The 16,108-nt window shown below is 57.1% G+C and carries 15 protein-coding genes; 2 read left to right on the top strand and 13 right to left on the bottom strand.

The window, feature by feature from the left end:
* Positions 1 to 262: 262 nt before the first annotated feature.
* Genes thiO through ACP7B0_RS20850 form a run of 7 tightly spaced genes read right to left on the bottom strand, consistent with a single transcriptional unit; the run spans position 263 to position 7,057 of the window.
* Positions 263 to 1,369: a glycine oxidase ThiO gene (gene thiO, locus ACP7B0_RS20880; protein WP_426143551.1), complete on the bottom strand. Its 1,107-nt coding sequence runs from the start codon at positions 1,367 to 1,369 to the stop codon at positions 263 to 265.
* A gap of 27 nt (positions 1,370 to 1,396) precedes the next feature.
* Positions 1,397 to 1,825, bottom strand: coding sequence for a type IV pilin protein (locus tag ACP7B0_RS20875; protein WP_426143550.1), 429 nt, complete (start codon positions 1,823 to 1,825; stop codon positions 1,397 to 1,399).
* Positions 1,826 to 1,838: 13 nt separating this feature from the next.
* Positions 1,839 to 4,940, bottom strand: a complete 3,102-nt coding sequence (locus ACP7B0_RS20870) for a pilus assembly protein (protein WP_426143549.1) — start codon at positions 4,938 to 4,940, stop codon at positions 1,839 to 1,841.
* Entirely contained in the window at positions 4,924 to 5,442 is a 519-nt protein-coding gene (locus ACP7B0_RS20865; protein ID WP_426143548.1) for a pilus assembly PilX family protein, read from the bottom strand. Before ACP7B0_RS20865 ends, ACP7B0_RS20870 begins: the two co-directional genes overlap by 17 nt.
* A gap of 9 nt (positions 5,443 to 5,451) precedes the next feature.
* Positions 5,452 to 6,144: a PilW family protein gene (locus ACP7B0_RS20860; protein WP_426143546.1), complete on the bottom strand. Its 693-nt coding sequence runs from the start codon at positions 6,142 to 6,144 to the stop codon at positions 5,452 to 5,454.
* Positions 6,141 to 6,593, bottom strand: coding sequence for a type IV pilus modification protein PilV (gene pilV, locus ACP7B0_RS20855; RefSeq protein ID WP_426143545.1), 453 nt, complete (start codon positions 6,591 to 6,593; stop codon positions 6,141 to 6,143). Before pilV ends, ACP7B0_RS20860 begins: the two co-directional genes overlap by 4 nt.
* Positions 6,593 to 7,057, bottom strand: coding sequence for a GspH/FimT family pseudopilin (locus ACP7B0_RS20850; protein WP_426143543.1), 465 nt, complete (start codon positions 7,055 to 7,057; stop codon positions 6,593 to 6,595). The genes pilV and ACP7B0_RS20850 overlap by 1 nt, the downstream gene beginning before the upstream one ends.
* Before the next feature lie 130 nt (positions 7,058 to 7,187).
* Here ACP7B0_RS20850 and ACP7B0_RS20845 point away from each other — a divergent pair, with 130 nt between their 5' ends.
* A complete protein-coding gene (locus ACP7B0_RS20845; protein ID WP_426143542.1) occupies positions 7,188 to 7,688 on the top strand; it encodes a GspH/FimT family pseudopilin in 501 nt (166 codons plus the stop codon).
* A 115-nt stretch (positions 7,689 to 7,803) separates the two neighbouring features.
* Here the strand turns inward: ACP7B0_RS20845 and ispH are convergent, their stop codons facing one another.
* From ispH to murJ, 6 genes are all read right to left on the bottom strand, one after another.
* Complete coding sequence (gene ispH, locus ACP7B0_RS20840) at positions 7,804 to 8,751, bottom strand: 4-hydroxy-3-methylbut-2-enyl diphosphate reductase (RefSeq protein WP_426143541.1); 948 nt, start codon at positions 8,749 to 8,751, stop codon at positions 7,804 to 7,806.
* Positions 8,752 to 8,819: 68 nt separating this feature from the next.
* Complete coding sequence (locus tag ACP7B0_RS20835; protein ID WP_426143540.1) at positions 8,820 to 9,293, bottom strand: FKBP-type peptidyl-prolyl cis-trans isomerase; 474 nt, start codon at positions 9,291 to 9,293, stop codon at positions 8,820 to 8,822.
* Complete coding sequence (gene lspA / locus ACP7B0_RS20830) at positions 9,286 to 9,792, bottom strand: signal peptidase II (protein WP_426143539.1); 507 nt, start codon at positions 9,790 to 9,792, stop codon at positions 9,286 to 9,288. Before lspA ends, ACP7B0_RS20835 begins: the two co-directional genes overlap by 8 nt.
* Complete coding sequence (gene ileS, locus ACP7B0_RS20825) at positions 9,785 to 12,616, bottom strand: isoleucine--tRNA ligase (RefSeq protein ID WP_426143537.1); 2,832 nt, start codon at positions 12,614 to 12,616, stop codon at positions 9,785 to 9,787. The genes lspA and ileS overlap by 8 nt, the downstream gene beginning before the upstream one ends.
* On the bottom strand, positions 12,613 to 13,563 hold the full coding sequence (gene ribF / locus ACP7B0_RS20820; protein ID WP_426143536.1) for a bifunctional riboflavin kinase/FAD synthetase: 951 nt from the start codon (positions 13,561 to 13,563) through the stop codon (positions 12,613 to 12,615). The genes ileS and ribF overlap by 4 nt, the downstream gene beginning before the upstream one ends.
* 131 nt (positions 13,564 to 13,694) lie before the next feature.
* Positions 13,695 to 15,233 (bottom strand): murein biosynthesis integral membrane protein MurJ, encoded by a 1,539-nt coding sequence (gene murJ / locus ACP7B0_RS20815; RefSeq protein WP_426143535.1) that lies wholly within the window; start codon positions 15,231 to 15,233, stop codon positions 13,695 to 13,697.
* Positions 15,234 to 15,484: 251 nt separating this feature from the next.
* Between murJ and rpsT the strand changes: the two genes are divergently transcribed.
* The gene (gene rpsT, locus ACP7B0_RS20810; RefSeq protein ID WP_065836169.1) at positions 15,485 to 15,763 is read left to right on the top strand and encodes a 30S ribosomal protein S20; all 279 of its coding nucleotides are present in this window, start codon (positions 15,485 to 15,487) and stop codon (positions 15,761 to 15,763) included.
* Positions 15,764 to 16,108: the final 345 nt, after the last annotated feature.

Below are 16,108 nucleotides of genomic sequence, written 5' to 3'. Positions count from 1 at the left end.
CCATGGCCCAACGGCGCTCGACCGGCATCCATGCCGGTCGCCCCACCCCACGACACCTGCGCTCAGCCTCCCGACGCGCGTTTGGCGGTGTCTGCCAGATCGCCGCACGGAAAAGCAAAGCAAAAGCAAATCCGCATGGCGGATTTTTAAGGGGATATTTTTTGTCTGACTCACCTCCAGCCTTGGGCGGGTGAATGTGCGCAGGACTCAAGGGTGACGACAATTGCGATTCCAATACTCTGCAACAGAGTATCTACAGGTCTCAGAGACTGAGCACCCTACCCTGCGGCGTATACGGCGTGGCGTCGATCACGGGCTCATGGCCCAGCAACAGATCGGCCAATAGCTGGCAGGACGCGGGCGCGAGAACCAGCCCATTGCGGTAGTGGCCACAGTTCAGCCAAAGCCCTTCGAATCCGGGCATCGGGCCGATGTACGGAATGCCCTCCGGCGAGCCTGGCCGCAAACCGGCCCACTGGGCGACCGGCTGTGCATCGGCAAGGGCCGGGATCAGTTCCATGGCCGACGCCTGCAGGCTCTGCAGCGCAGCGTCCGTGGGTGCCTTGTTGAAACCTTCGTGCTCAAGCGTGCTGCCCACCAGAATATGCCCGTCACGCCGCGGTATCGCGTAACGCCCCTTGGCCAGCACCATGCACGACAGGAAATCCGAGGCGCACTTGTAAAGGATCATCTGGCCCTTGACCGGCTCCACCGGCAAATCCAGACCCAGCGTCTTGAGCAATTCGCCACTCCAGGCCCCGGCCGCCAGCACGACCTGGTCAGCAAGGATATCGCCGGACGCCGTGCTGACACCCCGAATGCGCTCGCCCTCTCGAATAAACCCGCTGACCTCGCACTGCTCGTGAAGGGTGACATTCGGCAGCGCCAGCAGGGCGGCGGTCAGCGATTTCACCAGCCTTGGATTACGCACATTGGCGACATTGGCCATGTAAACGGCGCTTGAATAACCTTCCCCCAGCACCGGCACAGCCTTGTGCACCGCCGAAACAGCAACAGCGCTCAACGGCCGGTTGTTTTGTGTCGCCCAATCCAGCGCCTGCTGCTCGTCATCCAGATCCAGCCAGTACAACCCGGTGGTATGCACCTCGGGATCAATGCCAGTGCGAGTAAACAACCGATCGGCCAGCTGCGGATAGAAATCCTGAGACCAATGCGCCAGCGCCGTCACTGCCGGGCTGTAACGCCACGGATAAAGCGGCGAAACGATGCCACCGCCCGCCCACGAAGATTCCTGCCCGACCCTGGAACGATCCAGCAGAACCACGCTTTCCACCTCGGCAGCCAGGTTAAGGGCGGTCAACAGCCCAATAACGCCACCACCGACAATCACGACGTGTTGCCTGGACATCTTGCCCTCGATCCGAAAAAAACAACGTTAGCGGCCCCAACAGTCTTTGCTGGTGACGCCCACGGCGCCGGGGTTGGTTCTGGCGCCGGTGTTGGTTATTACAAAGCCGCCACACTTATCACCCTTCATCATTGACGTCGCGACGGGGTCGGCGGTCAAGCTGAACGTCTGCGCCGCACGCGTAGGGGTAATGGCGTAGTAGTCATTGCCCTTTGAAAGGGTCAGCTCCGAGGCAGCAGTGCTTCCTGAAGCGGCAATGTCAGTGTACTGACCCGTGCGTGAATAAAACCTTTCAAGCGCCTGGACTTGCTCCGATAACAAACTGGCAATTTCAGCCCGATGGGTACGCTTCACGTACTCCGTGTAACTGGGGTAAGCAATTGCCGCCAGAATACCCACAATCGCCACAACGATCATGAGCTCGATCAAGGTAAAGCCTTTGGATACAGTGCGCATATAACTGCCTTTTCTACTGAATTTGTCGCCACATGATTCTTCTGTCGCTCGTTCCGCCCACTTCCTGCTCCGAGTGTTGGCCCTGAGGATCACCGCCCAGAACAAGCACCTGATTGCCTTCGCTACCGTTGCTCAACGTTGCCGCCAGGAAAGGAACGCCGCTACTGAGCATGAAGCCACTAGACTTTCTGTCACTGCCATTGATCGCATCGTCACCATCTGTGTCGAGGACTGCGTAACTCAGCATTTTTCCATTTATTGCGTCAATGTCCACCAACCGACCTGAACCCGCGCTTGAGCAAGGGTCCGTGGTATCAACCGCAGCGGTGGTAAATAACACGCGACCATAACTGAGTTGCGCGGCATAAATGACTCGCTCGCCAGTCGCCACATTGTTGTAGATCAATGGCAGGAAGAAACCTTTTTTGTTTGTGTAATTAACGTCCGTTTCGCTGCTGGTGAAGTATTGGCCGGAAGCGCCTGTAAACACGCCGGTTATGGATTGGGCTTGCAGGTCAGCCTCGCCGTAGTTGGCTGCGGTGGAGTCAGTATCCCTTACCGCATAAAAGGTCTGGAGGGCGGTACTCGTTTTATCGGCAACCTCATTCAGCTTGCCGGTACCGAAATAAACCATTTTCCCGCCACTTGGGTGATTACCCACTACCGCCTGCGCCGTAATCGGCTGGTTTGTGCCCCGAGGCGCTGTAAACAATGGCGTTCCGCCAAACGCAACGCCCCATCCAGAGATAGCAGTACTGGTGAAGTCAAACTTCCACATTCGCCCTTTCAAGTCACCACCATAGGCATACTGGATGACACTCTGCGCATTAACACGCAACCTCACTGAAGAAAGCCCGTTATTACCCGTGGCGTCGACCACGATTTCCTTGATGAGCGAGCCATCTGCGATGTTCACGACAAAAAGAGATGCGGTGCCAGAAGTGCTGCCATAGCCGTTGGAAATGAAGGCCGCCCAACGACCATCCGGAAGCTGAGCGACTTCCGGCTTGGCGTAGGCGTAACCCATATTGGCAAAGCCAGTCGTTTCGTTCGAGATATTCCACAACGCGCCAATGGAGTTCCCCTCGGAAGCATCAAAAAGTCGCAAGGCATAGAACCCCTTCCCCCCCGCGCCCACGCCGCCTAACGCCAGGGTTGTCCAGGTATTGCTTATCCGCGCATCGACAACGGCCACCTGCCCATCCACAAGGAATTTGTGTGAAACCCCGTTGATATAAGAAGTGCTGGCGATGTAACGCAGGTTCGGCAGGACAGTAGAAGGCATAAATGCATAACGCCTGACGCCATCGACCGGATTGATGACATTCACAAAGCCGTCGTTAGCATTGACTACCAGATTGGGAGACATGCTGGCTGCTTTGGAATCGAGATAAACGGTGTAACTGTTATTCTCCGCAGGATCGGAAGCAGTGCGCCCCGTCGGAGAAGCGTAAGCCAGTGGCGAGTTGATGATATCGCCCAATAACGCGGTTCGGACTTTCAAACCTGCTCTGTTAGTCCCCTTACTCCACTCAACAAGGTGTGCCCCGGTGATGGATTGTGGAAGATTCGAGTCTAAAACTGACTTCTGCGCCGGTGAAAAATTCAGATAACTCAGGGTGATGGCTGTGTTGCTCGTCGTATTCCAGGACTGATAGGTGGCAGTCGCCCCCGGAACAATGGTTTTATCCGTCGACCAATTGAGAGACGATTTGTTAACGGTACCGTCTGTATTGAGGGGAAATGACTTAATGGTGCCACGCCAGTCTGTAGGGTCGTACTGTGTTTGGAAATAAGCCGCCGAACTCGACAGCGTGGATGAATCGGAAGCACCTGCACCGCCTGTGCCTGCTCTGGAAGTAATGTCATTAAGCGCAGCTGAAAGTGCCGTGTTCAAGCCAGCACTATCAGTGGCTTGATAATAAATGCCGTTCCCATAAGTCGCTGCCTTGGAAAGCATGGCGTTCGCGGCAGTAAAACCCACCGTATACGTAAACAGATTCTGCTGCGTAAAATCCGCAGCGTCCCAGCTCTTGTTAGCCGCATCCGTCCCGGATGACCGCAAATCGATATCGTAGGCAAACTTGGCAATATCATCGAGGTAAAGCGTATCGCCCTCCCCGTCACCACTCAGGTTATTGCCATCATCCGCACTGTTGCCATCCCAGTTAGGCAGTCGTGAACCGCCCAATGGGTCATTGCTGGGAAATGTCCGGTCATAGGTCGGCAGACCGTCAGTGATGACCACGCCATAGTTTTTCTGGCAACGGTACTGGATGGGGCTTGTATACGTTGATGGTGTCGAGTTGTAGTACGGCGACATGCCGCGAAAATATCGGGTTATCTCATAGTAAGTTTCCGCCAATGGTGTATTCGCGACGGCATCGAGATTATTGATAGCAGAAATGAGATCATTATAGTTTTTATCCGCGCCAGCCTGATTCGTATTGGCAGTCACCGACAGATCAGCAATAGCTTTGGCAATATTGCCGCCAGGGCCGGAATTGTTAAACGTAGGAGAGTTGAACGTTGCGAGACCGATTCGCAAATTTTTATTACTCGTCACCAACGCTTTAGATACCGTACGTGCGACATTGATCCGGTAATCATTCGGAACAGTGCCATCCGTATAGTCTTTTTGGGTTGAGTTCGTAGAGGCCAGCAGATAGCCAAGATAGTTGACACTGTAGCGGGTATTACCACCCCCGACGGGATCGGGTAATTTTAGGCACACAAAAGTACTCGACGAAAATTTGTAAAACCCCGAATAGCCGGTCGAACATCCCCCTCGATTGAGATCACCAATAAACAGGTTGGTATTACTCATATCAAGCGCTGTCACATTGCGACAATTGTTATCAGAACTGCAGTTATAAATTTGCGGCTGCGCGACAGCGGGATTATACCCTGTCGCCCAGATGATGTTGTTCATGCTGCCGGAGTTATCCACCAGAAGCATCACGTTTGGCGTGACTGACCCAGCGGTTAGCAAAGGCGAATCAGAAGGAGAAAATGCGTAAGCGGATAGCGTCGTACCCAGCCCAAATATTGCCCCAGCCATAAGCTTCGACAACCAGATCAGCAACGAACCGTGAACTTTAATGAAGTTTGACATAAATACTCTCCAGCACGGTTCGCGAACCATCCCCATCACCGACAAGCCCTACCCCGGTTATCCGGTATAACGTCCAAGGAAGGCTTTCATCCAGCCCATAACTTGCATTGACCGGGTCTTTAGTTGTTCCGATTTTCTGAACACCGTACAAACCACCATCGGTCGCAATCCACGTCACCCCGGAAGTTCCATTTGCCCCGGCTGCAACGACTGTCGTGGCTTCTGCAGGAGGCGCACATTTGGCTACGGTCGCGCACGCTGCAAGTTCATAGGAAGTCTGCTGTACCGCAGTCTCAGCCACCCGCAAGGCTGTCTCGGCAAACTGGAAAGATTCATTGCGCAACTGAACGCTGCCGGACATTTTTTCCTGAAGCGTCGCATTTTGCATGGATGAGACCCCAATCAGCGTTAACAACAGTAGAAAAATCAAACTGACGACAAGCACCATGCCCCGCTGAGAGGCGCCGTAAGAAGATCCAGAGAAGCATTTCGATGTGCTCATGATCGGCATCTATTCAAGCCTGTTCCGTAGGGCCGCCACTACGCTAAACCTCTGGTCTCTCACTTTGCCCTTTGGGTCGGACAGAGTGAGCACCACGTTAACGCTTCGGATCAATGCAGCGTTGGAAGGTGTAGCGGAATAACTGGTTACTGCCGTACCGGTAGAACTGCTGGCGAGGCCGAAGAGCAGCGTAAACGCGGATACATTGCTTACCAGAGGCTGACCGCCCAACGTGATCTGGCCATTCGCGAATCTGTAGACAAGCTTTCTGATTGGAAAAGCCATCTGACCATTTGCCGGGGCACTTACGCCTGTGTATGCGGTGGCCGATGACTTGCAGTCCGAACGTATTGTCCAGTTAGGCGCGGCGGCCGCAGTCGTTGTTGCCGAAGTAATCAAGGTTAATGTTCCAGTCGCGTTATCCCAACTGATTGGCGTCGTTTGAGCCGCTTTAAAGTCGCCGGTGGCACTGGAGTCAAGCACCGTCTGGAGGCAGCCGAACATCCCTACCATGCGAATTTCCTGAACAAGTTTACTCAGTACGAACCGCGCATCTTCTTGCATGACCGCAGAGGCGTTTTGGCTGGCGTAAGTGTTTTTTGCGCTGACGAAGGTTTGAGTCACACCCAGCATAATCACTAACCCCAACACCAGGGCTATCATGATTTCAACCAGACCAAACCCTCCCGACCGATTCCTCATAGGGGCGTGACCGCTACACGGCTGGTCAATTTGAACTGCTGCATCGTATTGTCCACGTTGGCCGCCCGAGAGTCATTCCAGGTAATCGTTATGGTCACAACCTGCTTGTCCACCGCAATCGTCGCCCCAGCATGTGCGCCACCCATCGCAGTGACGGCTGTACCAAAATCGAAAAGATCCTGCGTTCTGGGGTTGGCCAGATTGCCATCCGTCGGAGCGCTGGATAAAGAGGTGAGGCCGTAGTTGGCGTCTGGATTGGCTCTGATGCGGTCCATCATGTCGTAGGCAATGAAACTTGCCTGAGTACTGATTCTTGAACTATCGGTGTACTTCAACGCATTCAGCTGAATCGCCGCCGCGCCCAGCAAGCCAATTGCCAGGATCAGCACCGACACCAGCACCTCGATGAGCGTCATCCCTGTCTGTGTACTGCGACTACATTCGGCCATCAGCAGCTTCCGCCTAAAACGATTCTTCCATTCAGACACACATTCAATGTCTTGCTGATGGTGCCCAGCGCATAGGCCATGGCCACCGCAGTGCCGGGCGACTGGAGACCACCCAGATTATTGAATTCAATCGCAGTGACATCCGTGACAGTGACTGTTGCGCCGCTGGTCATGGCCGGGACGATGCGAATGGTTGTGTCCGCGTCTGAAGACCGCACCACTTTCAGCTCACTGTTCCAGCCGGCACTGGCCGTGGTCGGCTGAACTTTCATGGTCACCCCCCGGTTTATCGCCTCCATCCGCGCATAGTTGAGCGCCCGCTGCAGATCACTGACCTCGGTGTCGGCTTTTGAATTCTGTATGACACTGGTGAAGCTCGGGATTGCGATAGCGGCCAGAATGCCCACCAAGGACACAGTGACTAACAATTCGATCAGGGTGAAGCCCTTGGCGTGGTGATTCATTAGGTGTCTCCTTGACGTTACGACTATAGGGCAGCGGCAGCTGCCAGAGACTGGCTGCAGGATATACGGTTGTTTGGTCAGGACGAATGCCCGGATGGCGTTCAAACAACGTTTTCAGGGAGGAAGACTTTTGAAAAACGCAGGTTTTACGCTCGTTGAGTTACTGGTGGCGCTGGTGCTCATCGCCGTGATGTCGGCGCTGGCCTTACCCGCGCTGGGTGAGATGGCTGACAGGCAACGTCGCCTGGACGCCGCGCAGCAACTGGCAAGCGGCATCCGCACGGCGCGCACTGAAGCGATCATGCGCAATCAGATCGTGACCATCCACGGCATTGACGATGACTGGAGCAATGGCTGGCGCATTATCCTGGATGCCGATGGCAAGGGGCCTGATGACGACGACAGGGTTCTGATCGAGCGGGCGACGAGTGGGAAAACAAGAGTGGTGGGCAATCAGAAGGTCAAAAACCACATCCGCTTTAATGGCCTGGGCGAGGTGATGGGCGCAGCGAACGGGACGTTATTCGTCTGCCTGAAAGACCAACCGGTGAGCCACTATCAAGTGGTATTGGCTTTGACGGGACGGGTCAGGATTAGAAATCAGGAGCAGCCCGAGGCGTTATGCGGGTGATACGCAGGTTCGGGCGGCGTTGGAGCGAGGCTTGCCCGCCAATCAGGCGACGCGGTAGAACTGATCCACCGCACTCTCGTTCTTCACGGGCTAGCCTCGCTCCAACGCGCTCACATCACAACAACGTTTTAACCCGCAGTTCCTTGGGCATGGAGAACGTCACGTTCTCTTCACGGCCGGCGAGTTCGTCTGCGCCGGTGGCACCCCAGGCGTGCAGTTGCTGGATGACGCCCCGCACCAGCACTTCCGGTGCTGAGGCGCCAGCCGTGATGCCGATGCGCTCGACGCCGTCGAACCAGGTACGCTGCATGTCTTCGGCGCCGTCGATCAGGTAGGCCGGGGTCGCCATGCGTTCGGCCAGTTCCCGCAAGCGATTGGAGTTGGAGCTGTTGGGGCTGCCCACGACCAACACCACGTCGCACTCATCAGCCAGCAACTTGACCGCGTCCTGACGATTCTGTGTGGCGTAGCAGATGTCGTCCTTGCGGGGGCCGCCGATGGCCGGGAAACGGCTACGCAGCGCGTCGATGACCCGGCTGGTGTCGTCCATGGACAGCGTCGTCTGGGTCACGAATGCCAGGGATTCAGGGTTGCGCACCTGCAAGTTGGCCACATCCTCTTCGTCCTCCACCAGATAGATCGCGCCGCCATTGCTGGCGTCGTACTGCCCCATGGTGCCTTCCACTTCGGGATGGCCCTGGTGACCGATGAGAATGCATTCGCGACCGTCACGGCTGTAACGCGCCACCTCGATATGAACCTTGGTGACCAGCGGACAGGTGGCGTCGAACACTTTCAGCCCACGTCCGGCGGCCTCGGTGCGCACGGCCTGGGAAACGCCGTGGGCACTGAAAATCACGATGACGTCATCCGGCACCTGTTCGAGCTCTTCAACGAAGATCGCGCCACGGGCGCGCAGGTCTTCGACGACAAATTTGTTATGAACCACTTCATGGCGCACGTAGATAGGCGGGCCAAACACTTCCAGGGCACGATTGACGATTTCGATCGCACGGTCCACTCCAGCGCAGAAGCCGCGAGGGTTGGCGAGTTTGATTTGCATAGGGTGCCTCGTGTCTACATGCGGAGCAGCCCGACCGGGGTCGGGCTCCTTGTCATCCATTCTCTGGGTCAGGCCGTGAGTGCCTTGACCTCGAAGATTTCGACTTCGAAGTCCAGGGTCTTGCCCGCCAGCGGGTGATTGAAGTCGATGGTGACCTGTTCATCATCGAAAACCTTCACAACGCCGGGCAGCTCAGTATTGGCCGCATCGTTGAAGATCACCAGCAAACCTTCGGACAGCTCCATGTCCTTGAACTGCGAACGCGGGATGATCTGGACGTTCTGCGGGTTCGGCTGACCGAAGGCGTTTTCCGGCAAGACCTGCACGGTGCGCTTGTCGCCCGCCTTGAAGCCGAAGAGCGCGGCTTCAAAACCCGGCAACAGGTTGCCATCACCCACCTTGAATTTGGCCGGAGCCTTGTCAAAGGTGCTGTCCACCGTATCGCCGTTTTCCAGACGCAAGGCAAAATGCAGGGTGACTTCCGTGTTCTGACCAATGCGCTGCTCGCTTGCAGCGTTGTCAGCCACTAACTGTTCAGTCATTGACGGGTTCTCCGGTTTTTTTGCTCTTGAACATATCCAGCGCCAGCATGATTGCACCGACGGTGATTGCGCTGTCCGCAACATTGAACGCCGGGAAGCGGTATTCGTTGCGCCAGTGTACAAAGATGAAGTCGATCACATGGCCCAGGGCGATGCGGTCATAGAGGTTGCCGAGAGCGCCCCCCAGCACCAGCGCCAGCGCCACGGCGAGCCAGGTGTCATCCCGGCCCAGACGTTTGAGCCAGACGACCAGCACCGCACTGACCACGACCGCGATCAGGGCAAACAACCAGCGCTGCCAGCCCGAACTGTCGGCCAGGAAGCTGAATGCAGCGCCGGTGTTGTAAGCCAGCGTCCAGCTGAAGTAGTCCGGGATCACGATGATCTGTTCATACAGACTCAACCTGTTCTCGAAGTAATACTTGCTGGCCTGGTCAATGACCAGGATCAGCACGCTCAGCCAGAGCCAGGACAGACGACCAAAAGCTGCCTTAGGCATAGTGACGTACCTCGCCTGAGCCGCTGATGTTGTCGACGCAACGGCCGCAGATTTCAGGATGCTCTGGATCTACGCCGACGTCAGCGCGGTGGTGCCAGCAACGGGCGCACTTCGGATGACCGGACTTGACCACCTTCAGCTTGAGACCCGCGACTTCGGTCACGACCGCATCGGCAGGCGCATCGAGCACCGGGGCGACGCTGGCGGTGGACGTGATCAGCACGAAGCGCAACTCGTTGCCCAGCTTCCCCAGATCGGCAATCAGCGCGTCCTGAGCATACAACGTCACTTCCGCTTGCAGGTTGCCGCCAATGGCCTTGGCTGCCCGCAGGTTTTCCATTTCTTTGTTGACCGCGACTTTCACTTCCATGATTCGCGCCCAGTAGGCACGGTCCAGCTCGAAGTCCGCAGGCATTTCGCTGAGGCCTTCGTACCAGGTGTTGAGCATCACGGACTCGTTACGCTCGCCCGGCAGGTACTGCCACAGCTCGTCGGCGGTGAACGCCAGGATCGGCGCGATCCAGCGCACCAGCGCCTCGGAGATATGGAACAGCGCCGTCTGGCAGGAGCGCCGTGCGATGCTGTTCGACGCCGTGGTGTACTGACGGTCCTTGATGATGTCCAGATAAAAGCCGCCCAACTCCTGCACGCAGAAGTTGTGGATCTTGGAGTAGACGTTCCAGAAGCGGTATTCGCCGTAGTGCTCTTGCAGTTCGCGTTGCAGCAGCGCAGCGCGATCCACGGCCCAGCGATCCAGCGCCAGCATTTCTTCGGCGGGCAGGATGTCGGTCGCCGGATTGAAGCCGGTCAGGTTCGAAAGCATGAAGCGTGCAGTGTTGCGAATGCGCCGATAGGCGTCTGCGCTGCGCTGCAGGATCTGATCGGACACCGCCATCTCACCGGAATAGTCAGTCGCGGAAACCCACAGACGCATGATGTCGGCGCCCAGGGAATCGTTGACCTTCTGCGGCGCCACAACGTTGTTGAGCGACTTGGACATCTTGCGACCGTTTTCGTCGACGACGAAACCGTGGGTCAGCAATTCGCGGTACGGCGCGTGGTCGTCCAGCATGCAGCCGGTCAGCAACGAGGAGTGGAACCAGCCACGGTGTTGGTCGGAGCCTTCCAGGTACAGATCGGCACGCGGGCCGGTTTCGTGGCCCATCGGGTGCGAGCCGCGCAGTACGTGCCAGTGCGTGGTGCCGGAATCGAACCAGACGTCCAGGGTGTCGGAAATCTTGTCGTACTTGGGTGCTTCGTCACCGAGCAACTCGGCGGCATCCAGTTTGAACCAGGCTTCGATGCCTTCCTGCTCGACACGCAGGGCGACTTCTTCCATCAGTTCGACGGTACGCGGGTGCAGCTCGCCGCTTTCCTTGTGCAGGAAGAACGGGATCGGCACGCCCCAGTTACGCTGCCGGGAGATGCACCAGTCAGGACGGTTGGCGATCATCGAATGCAGGCGCGCCTGACCCCAGGCCGGTACGAACCGAGTCTCCTCAATGGCCTTGACGGCACGCTCACGCAGGGTCTCACCCGCTTCGGGCTGCTTGTCCATGCCGACAAACCACTGCGCCGTGGCGCGGTAGATCAGCGGCGACTTGTGGCGCCAGCAGTGCATGTAGCTGTGAGTGATGGTTTCGGTGTCCATCAGGCTGCCCACTTCGGCCAGCTTGTCGATGATGTTCTGGTTGGCCTTGAAGATGAACTGGCCACCAAAGAACTCCAGGGACTCGACGTAAACGCCGTTGCTCTGCACCGGGCTGATGATGTCGTCGTTGGTCAGGCCATAGCGCTTGCTGATCACGAAGTCGTCGACGCCATAAGCGGGCGAACAGTGAACCACGCCAGTACCTGCGCCCAGTTCGACATAGTCAGCCAGATACACAGGCGACAAACGATCGTAGAACGGGTGACGGAAGTTGATCAGCTCCAGCGCCGCGCCGGTAGTCGTGGCGAGAACGGTGCCTTCAAGCTTGTAGCGCGCCAGACAGGACTCAACCAGCTCCGATGCCAGAACCAGCAATCTGTCACCGACGTCGACCAGCGAGTATTCAAACTCGGGGTGAACGTTCAGCGCCTGGTTGGCAGGAATGGTCCACGGCGTGGTGGTCCAGATCACAATGGATGCAGGCTTGCTCAGCGAAGGCAGACCAAAGGCCGCGGCCAGTTTGGCTTCATCGGCAATCGGGAATGCCACATCGATGGTGGACGACTTTTTGTCCTGGTATTCGACTTCCGCTTCAGCCAGCGCCGAACCGCAATCGAAGCACCAGTTCACAGGCTTGAGGCCCTTGAATACGAAACCGCCCTTGACCATTTCGGCCAGCGCACGGATTTCCCCGGCTTCATTGGCGAAGTCCATGGTGCGGTACGGGTTGTTCCAGTCGCCCAATACACCCAGACGGATGAACTCGGCCTTCTGACCCTCGATCTGCTCGGCGGCGTATGCGCGGCACAGCTCGCGGGTCTTGTCCGCAGGCAGGTTCTTGCCGTGGGTGACTTCGACCTTGTGCTCGATCGGCAGGCCGTGGCAGTCCCAACCCGGAACGTACGGCGCGTCGAAGCCCGCCAGGGTTTTCGAGCGCACGATCATGTCCTTGAGAATCTTGTTTACGGCATGACCGATGTGAATATTGCCGTTGGCATAAGGAGGGCCGTCGTGCAGGACGAACTTGGGACGATCCTTGCCAATTTCGCGCAGCTTCTGGTACAGGCCAATGCTGTCCCAGCGCTGCAGAGTTTGCGGCTCGCGCTGGGGCAGGCCGGCCTTCATCGGGAAGGCGGTGTCCGGAAGGTTTAGCGTGGCTTTGTAGTCGGTCATTTAAGGCTCTTCGTTAGCGGTTGGCCATGCCAATGGGCACGGGCGGCGGCGACGTCCGCATTGATCGCCGTCTTGAGCGCCTCCAGTGAGGCGAAACGCTGCTCATCACGCAGCTTATGGTGGAAAGCCACCGTCAAACGCCGGCCATAGAGGTCACCGGCAAAATCCAGAAGATGCACTTCAAGGTGGGCACTGCCATCACCTGCCACGGTCGGACGCACGCCGATATTGGCGACGCCCGGCCAGGTCTTGCCGTCGATGCTCGCGCTGACCAGATAAACCCCGGTCAGCGGGACGCGACGACGCTTGAGCTGCACATTGGCCGTGGGCGTGCCCAACTGGCGCGCCAGCTTCTGGCCGTGCAGCACTCTGCCGGCAATCCGGAAGGGACGGCCGAGCATGCGCTCCACAAGGGTGAAATCCGCCGTTGCCAGCGCGTTTCGCACCTTGGTACTGCTGACGCGAACGCCATCGATCTCGACGGTCTGGGCCGCCTCGACCGTAAATCCTTCGGTTGCGCCCACTTGCTGCAGGAAATCGAAGTCGCCGGCCCGGTCACAACCGAAACGGAAATCGTCGCCCACCTCAAGATGCTGCACACCCAGGCCTTTTATCAGCACAGTGTCGACGAACTCGGCAGCACTGAGTTTGCTGAAACGCTGATTGAACGCCAGGCACAACACTTGATCGACGCCTTCGGCAGCCAGCAATTCCAGCTTGTCGCGCAAGCGTGCCAGACGGGCCGGCGCGGTGGCGGGCGCGAAGAACTCACGCGGCTGCGGCTCGAAAATAACCACGCAACCGGGCAGGCCCAATTCGACAGCACGATCCCGCAAGCGCGCCAGAATAGCCTGGTGGCCTCGGTGAACACCGTCAAAGTTGCCAATGGTGGCGACGCAACCCCGATGGCGGGGAAGCAGATTGTGAAGGCCTCGAACCAGCTGCATAACGCGCTTCTTGCTCATAAAGTGGCCGATTATAACCACACCCGGCCCTGGACGACAGGCAACACGCCAAGGCAAAACAACAGTCGCCCGCCCATGCAGGGCAAAATCGACGACTGCCCGCTTGATACTGCTTACATCACGGCGCTGCGGGCGAAGTCTTTCAGACGAAAGCCCAGCGCAAGAAGCATGGCGAAATAAGCCACGATCCCGGCCATCACCAATCCACCCAGGCGAACGAAACGTTCAAGCATGTGCCCCTGCTCCCAGGCTGGCATGACGTGCATAAGGCCCAGCAGCACGCCGGACATCACCGCCACGGCGACCACCAGCTTGAATAAAAACGTCGTCCAGCCCGGTTGTGGTTGAAACAAATCCTGCTTGCGCAATTGCCAGAACAGTAAGCCGGCGTTGATGCAGGCACCGACACTGATCGCCAGCGCCAGACCGGCATGTTGCAGCGGACCGATGAAAGCCAGGTTAAGCAACTGCGTAACAATGAGGGTGAAGATTGCGATTTTCACCGGGGTGCGAATATTTTGCTGCGCGTAAAAACCGGGTGCGAGCACCTTGATGACAATGATGCCCAGCAGGCCGACCGAATAAGCAATCAACGCCCGCTGCGTCATGGCCGCATCCAGGGCGTCGAATTTACCGTATTGAAACAGAGAAACGGTCAGCGGTTCAGCAAGGATTCCCAGCGCCAGGGTGCAAGGCAGCACTAACACAAAGCACAGCCGCAGCCCCCAGTCGAGGATCCGCGAATACTCCTGGCGGTCCTTGCTGGCATAGGTTTTGGAGAGGATCGGCAACAAAATCGTCCCCAGTGCAACGCCTAGAACGCCTGATGGCAATTCCATTAAACGGTCGGCGTAGTACATCCAGGACACGGAACCGGCCACAAGAAACGAGGCAAAAATCGTATTGATAATCAGAGAAATCTGACTGACGGAAACGCCAAGGATGGCAGGCAGCATCTGTTTCATGACCCGCCACACGCCGGTGTCGCGCATGTTCAGCCGTGGCAAGACCAACATCCCGATTTTTTTCAGGTGCGGCAGTTGATACAGCAATTGCAGCAACCCGCCGACCAGCACCGCCCAGCCAAGGGCCATGACCGGCGGATCGAAATAAGGCGTCAGAAACAGCGCGAAGACGATCATGCTGACGTTAAGCAGGGTCGGCACGAACGCCGGAACAGAGAAGCGATTCCAGGTATTAAGGATCGCGCCCGCCAGCGACGACAGCGAAATCAGCAATATATAAGGAAAGGTCACCCGCAAAAGATCGGACGTCAGTGCGAATTTCTCAGGCGTATCCGCAAAACCGGGGGCGGTCGCCCAGATCACCCAAGGGGCGGCCACGATCCCCAGCAGCGTCACCAGGGCCAGCACCAGGGTCAGCAACCCGGTCACATAGGCGACAAAGGTCCGCGTGGCCTCCTCGCCCTGCTGACTTTTGTATTCGGCCAGAATCGGCACGAACGCTTGGGAAAAAGCACCCTCGGCAAAGATGCGCCGCAGCAGATTGGGCAGTTTGAACGCGATGAAAAACGCATCCGTCGCCATGCCGGCCCCGAATGTTCGCGCGATGATCGTGTCCCGAATAAAGCCCAAAACCCGGGAAAGCATCGTGATAGAGCTGACGGCAGCCAATGATTTGAGTAGGTTCATTAAGGAATTATTGCCTTGGCTAAAGGACCGGGCGATTAACCTGTCCATTTATGCGATACTCCGCGCCGCAAAAGCACAGAGTCAAAGTCGGCGAGTTTACAGGTCGCGCACCGGAAATAAATAATCCGGTCAGACACAGCGACCACTCAGCGGAACACATCAACTGCCCTTGACAACACATCAACTCATCGGCATGATTCGCGGCCTATTTTGTTTGCTATTTCCTAAAAAGTCTTTCGAGGAGCTCGACGGTGGCCAACACACCTTCCGCCAAAAAACGTGCAAAACAGGCTGAGAAGCGTCGCAGCCACAACGCCAGCCTGCGTTCCATGGTTCGTACCTACATCAAGAATGTAGTTAAAGCCATCGACGCAAAAGACGCTGAAAAAGCGCAAGCCGCTTATGTTCTGGCCGTGCCAATCATCGACCGTATGGCCGATAAAGGCATCATCCACAAGAACAAAGCTGCTCGCCATAAAGGTCGTCTGAATGGTCACATCAAGGCTCTGAACCTTGCTGCTGCTGCCTAAGCGATCCGCTTGTTAAAAAACCGACCCCAGGGTCGGTTTTTTATTGGCTGCGATTTAGTGAAGAACCGAAAAGCGAGGCTTGCCCGCGAACCGGAGTTCCGCCGACACATTCAGCGCCTGAATTTATGCGTTCGCGGGCAAGCCTCGCTCCAACATGGGGAGCGCAGATATAGCGCTATTGAACGCACACCCCGTTGGAGCGAGGCTTGCCCGGGAGAGGCCGACACATTCAGCCGACTTTGCGGATCACAAATCCCTTCGCGAGCAAGCCTCGCTCCAACATGAGGAGCACAGCTGTAGCGCCATTGGACGCATACCCCGTGGAGCGAGGGCTGCTCGGGAGAG

Source organism: Pseudomonas sp. DWP3-1-2, from assembly GCF_049896285.1.
Classification (GTDB): Bacteria; Pseudomonadota; Gammaproteobacteria; order Pseudomonadales; family Pseudomonadaceae; genus Aquipseudomonas.
The sequence above is the reverse complement of the archived record's forward strand: the minus strand, read 5'-3'. Positions and strand labels throughout refer to the sequence as shown.

Excerpts from the sequence above, each read along its gene's own strand:
- thiO (WP_426143551.1), bottom strand. The coding sequence starts at position 1,369 with ATGTCCAGGCAACACGTCGTGATTGTCGGTGGTGGCGTTATTGGGCTG.
- ACP7B0_RS20875 (WP_426143550.1), bottom strand. The coding sequence starts at position 1,825 with ATGCGCACTGTATCCAAAGGCTTTACCTTGATCGAGCTCATGATCGTT.
- ACP7B0_RS20870 (WP_426143549.1), bottom strand. The coding sequence starts at position 4,940 with ATGTCAAACTTCATTAAAGTTCACGGTTCGTTGCTGATCTGGTTGTCG.
- ACP7B0_RS20865 (WP_426143548.1), bottom strand. The coding sequence starts at position 5,442 with ATGAGCACATCGAAATGCTTCTCTGGATCTTCTTACGGCGCCTCTCAG.
- ACP7B0_RS20860 (WP_426143546.1), bottom strand. The coding sequence starts at position 6,144 with ATGAGGAATCGGTCGGGAGGGTTTGGTCTGGTTGAAATCATGATAGCC.
- pilV (WP_426143545.1), bottom strand. The coding sequence starts at position 6,593 with ATGGCCGAATGTAGTCGCAGTACACAGACAGGGATGACGCTCATCGAG.
- ACP7B0_RS20850 (WP_426143543.1), bottom strand. The coding sequence starts at position 7,057 with ATGAATCACCACGCCAAGGGCTTCACCCTGATCGAATTGTTAGTCACT.
- ispH (WP_426143541.1), bottom strand. The coding sequence starts at position 8,751 with ATGCAAATCAAACTCGCCAACCCTCGCGGCTTCTGCGCTGGAGTGGAC.
- ACP7B0_RS20835 (WP_426143540.1), bottom strand. The coding sequence starts at position 9,293 with ATGACTGAACAGTTAGTGGCTGACAACGCTGCAAGCGAGCAGCGCATT.
- lspA (WP_426143539.1), bottom strand. The coding sequence starts at position 9,792 with ATGCCTAAGGCAGCTTTTGGTCGTCTGTCCTGGCTCTGGCTGAGCGTG.
- ileS (WP_426143537.1), bottom strand. The coding sequence starts at position 12,616 with ATGACCGACTACAAAGCCACGCTAAACCTTCCGGACACCGCCTTCCCG.
- ribF (WP_426143536.1), bottom strand. The coding sequence starts at position 13,563 with ATGCAGCTGGTTCGAGGCCTTCACAATCTGCTTCCCCGCCATCGGGGT.
- murJ (WP_426143535.1), bottom strand. The coding sequence starts at position 15,233 with ATGAACCTACTCAAATCATTGGCTGCCGTCAGCTCTATCACGATGCTT.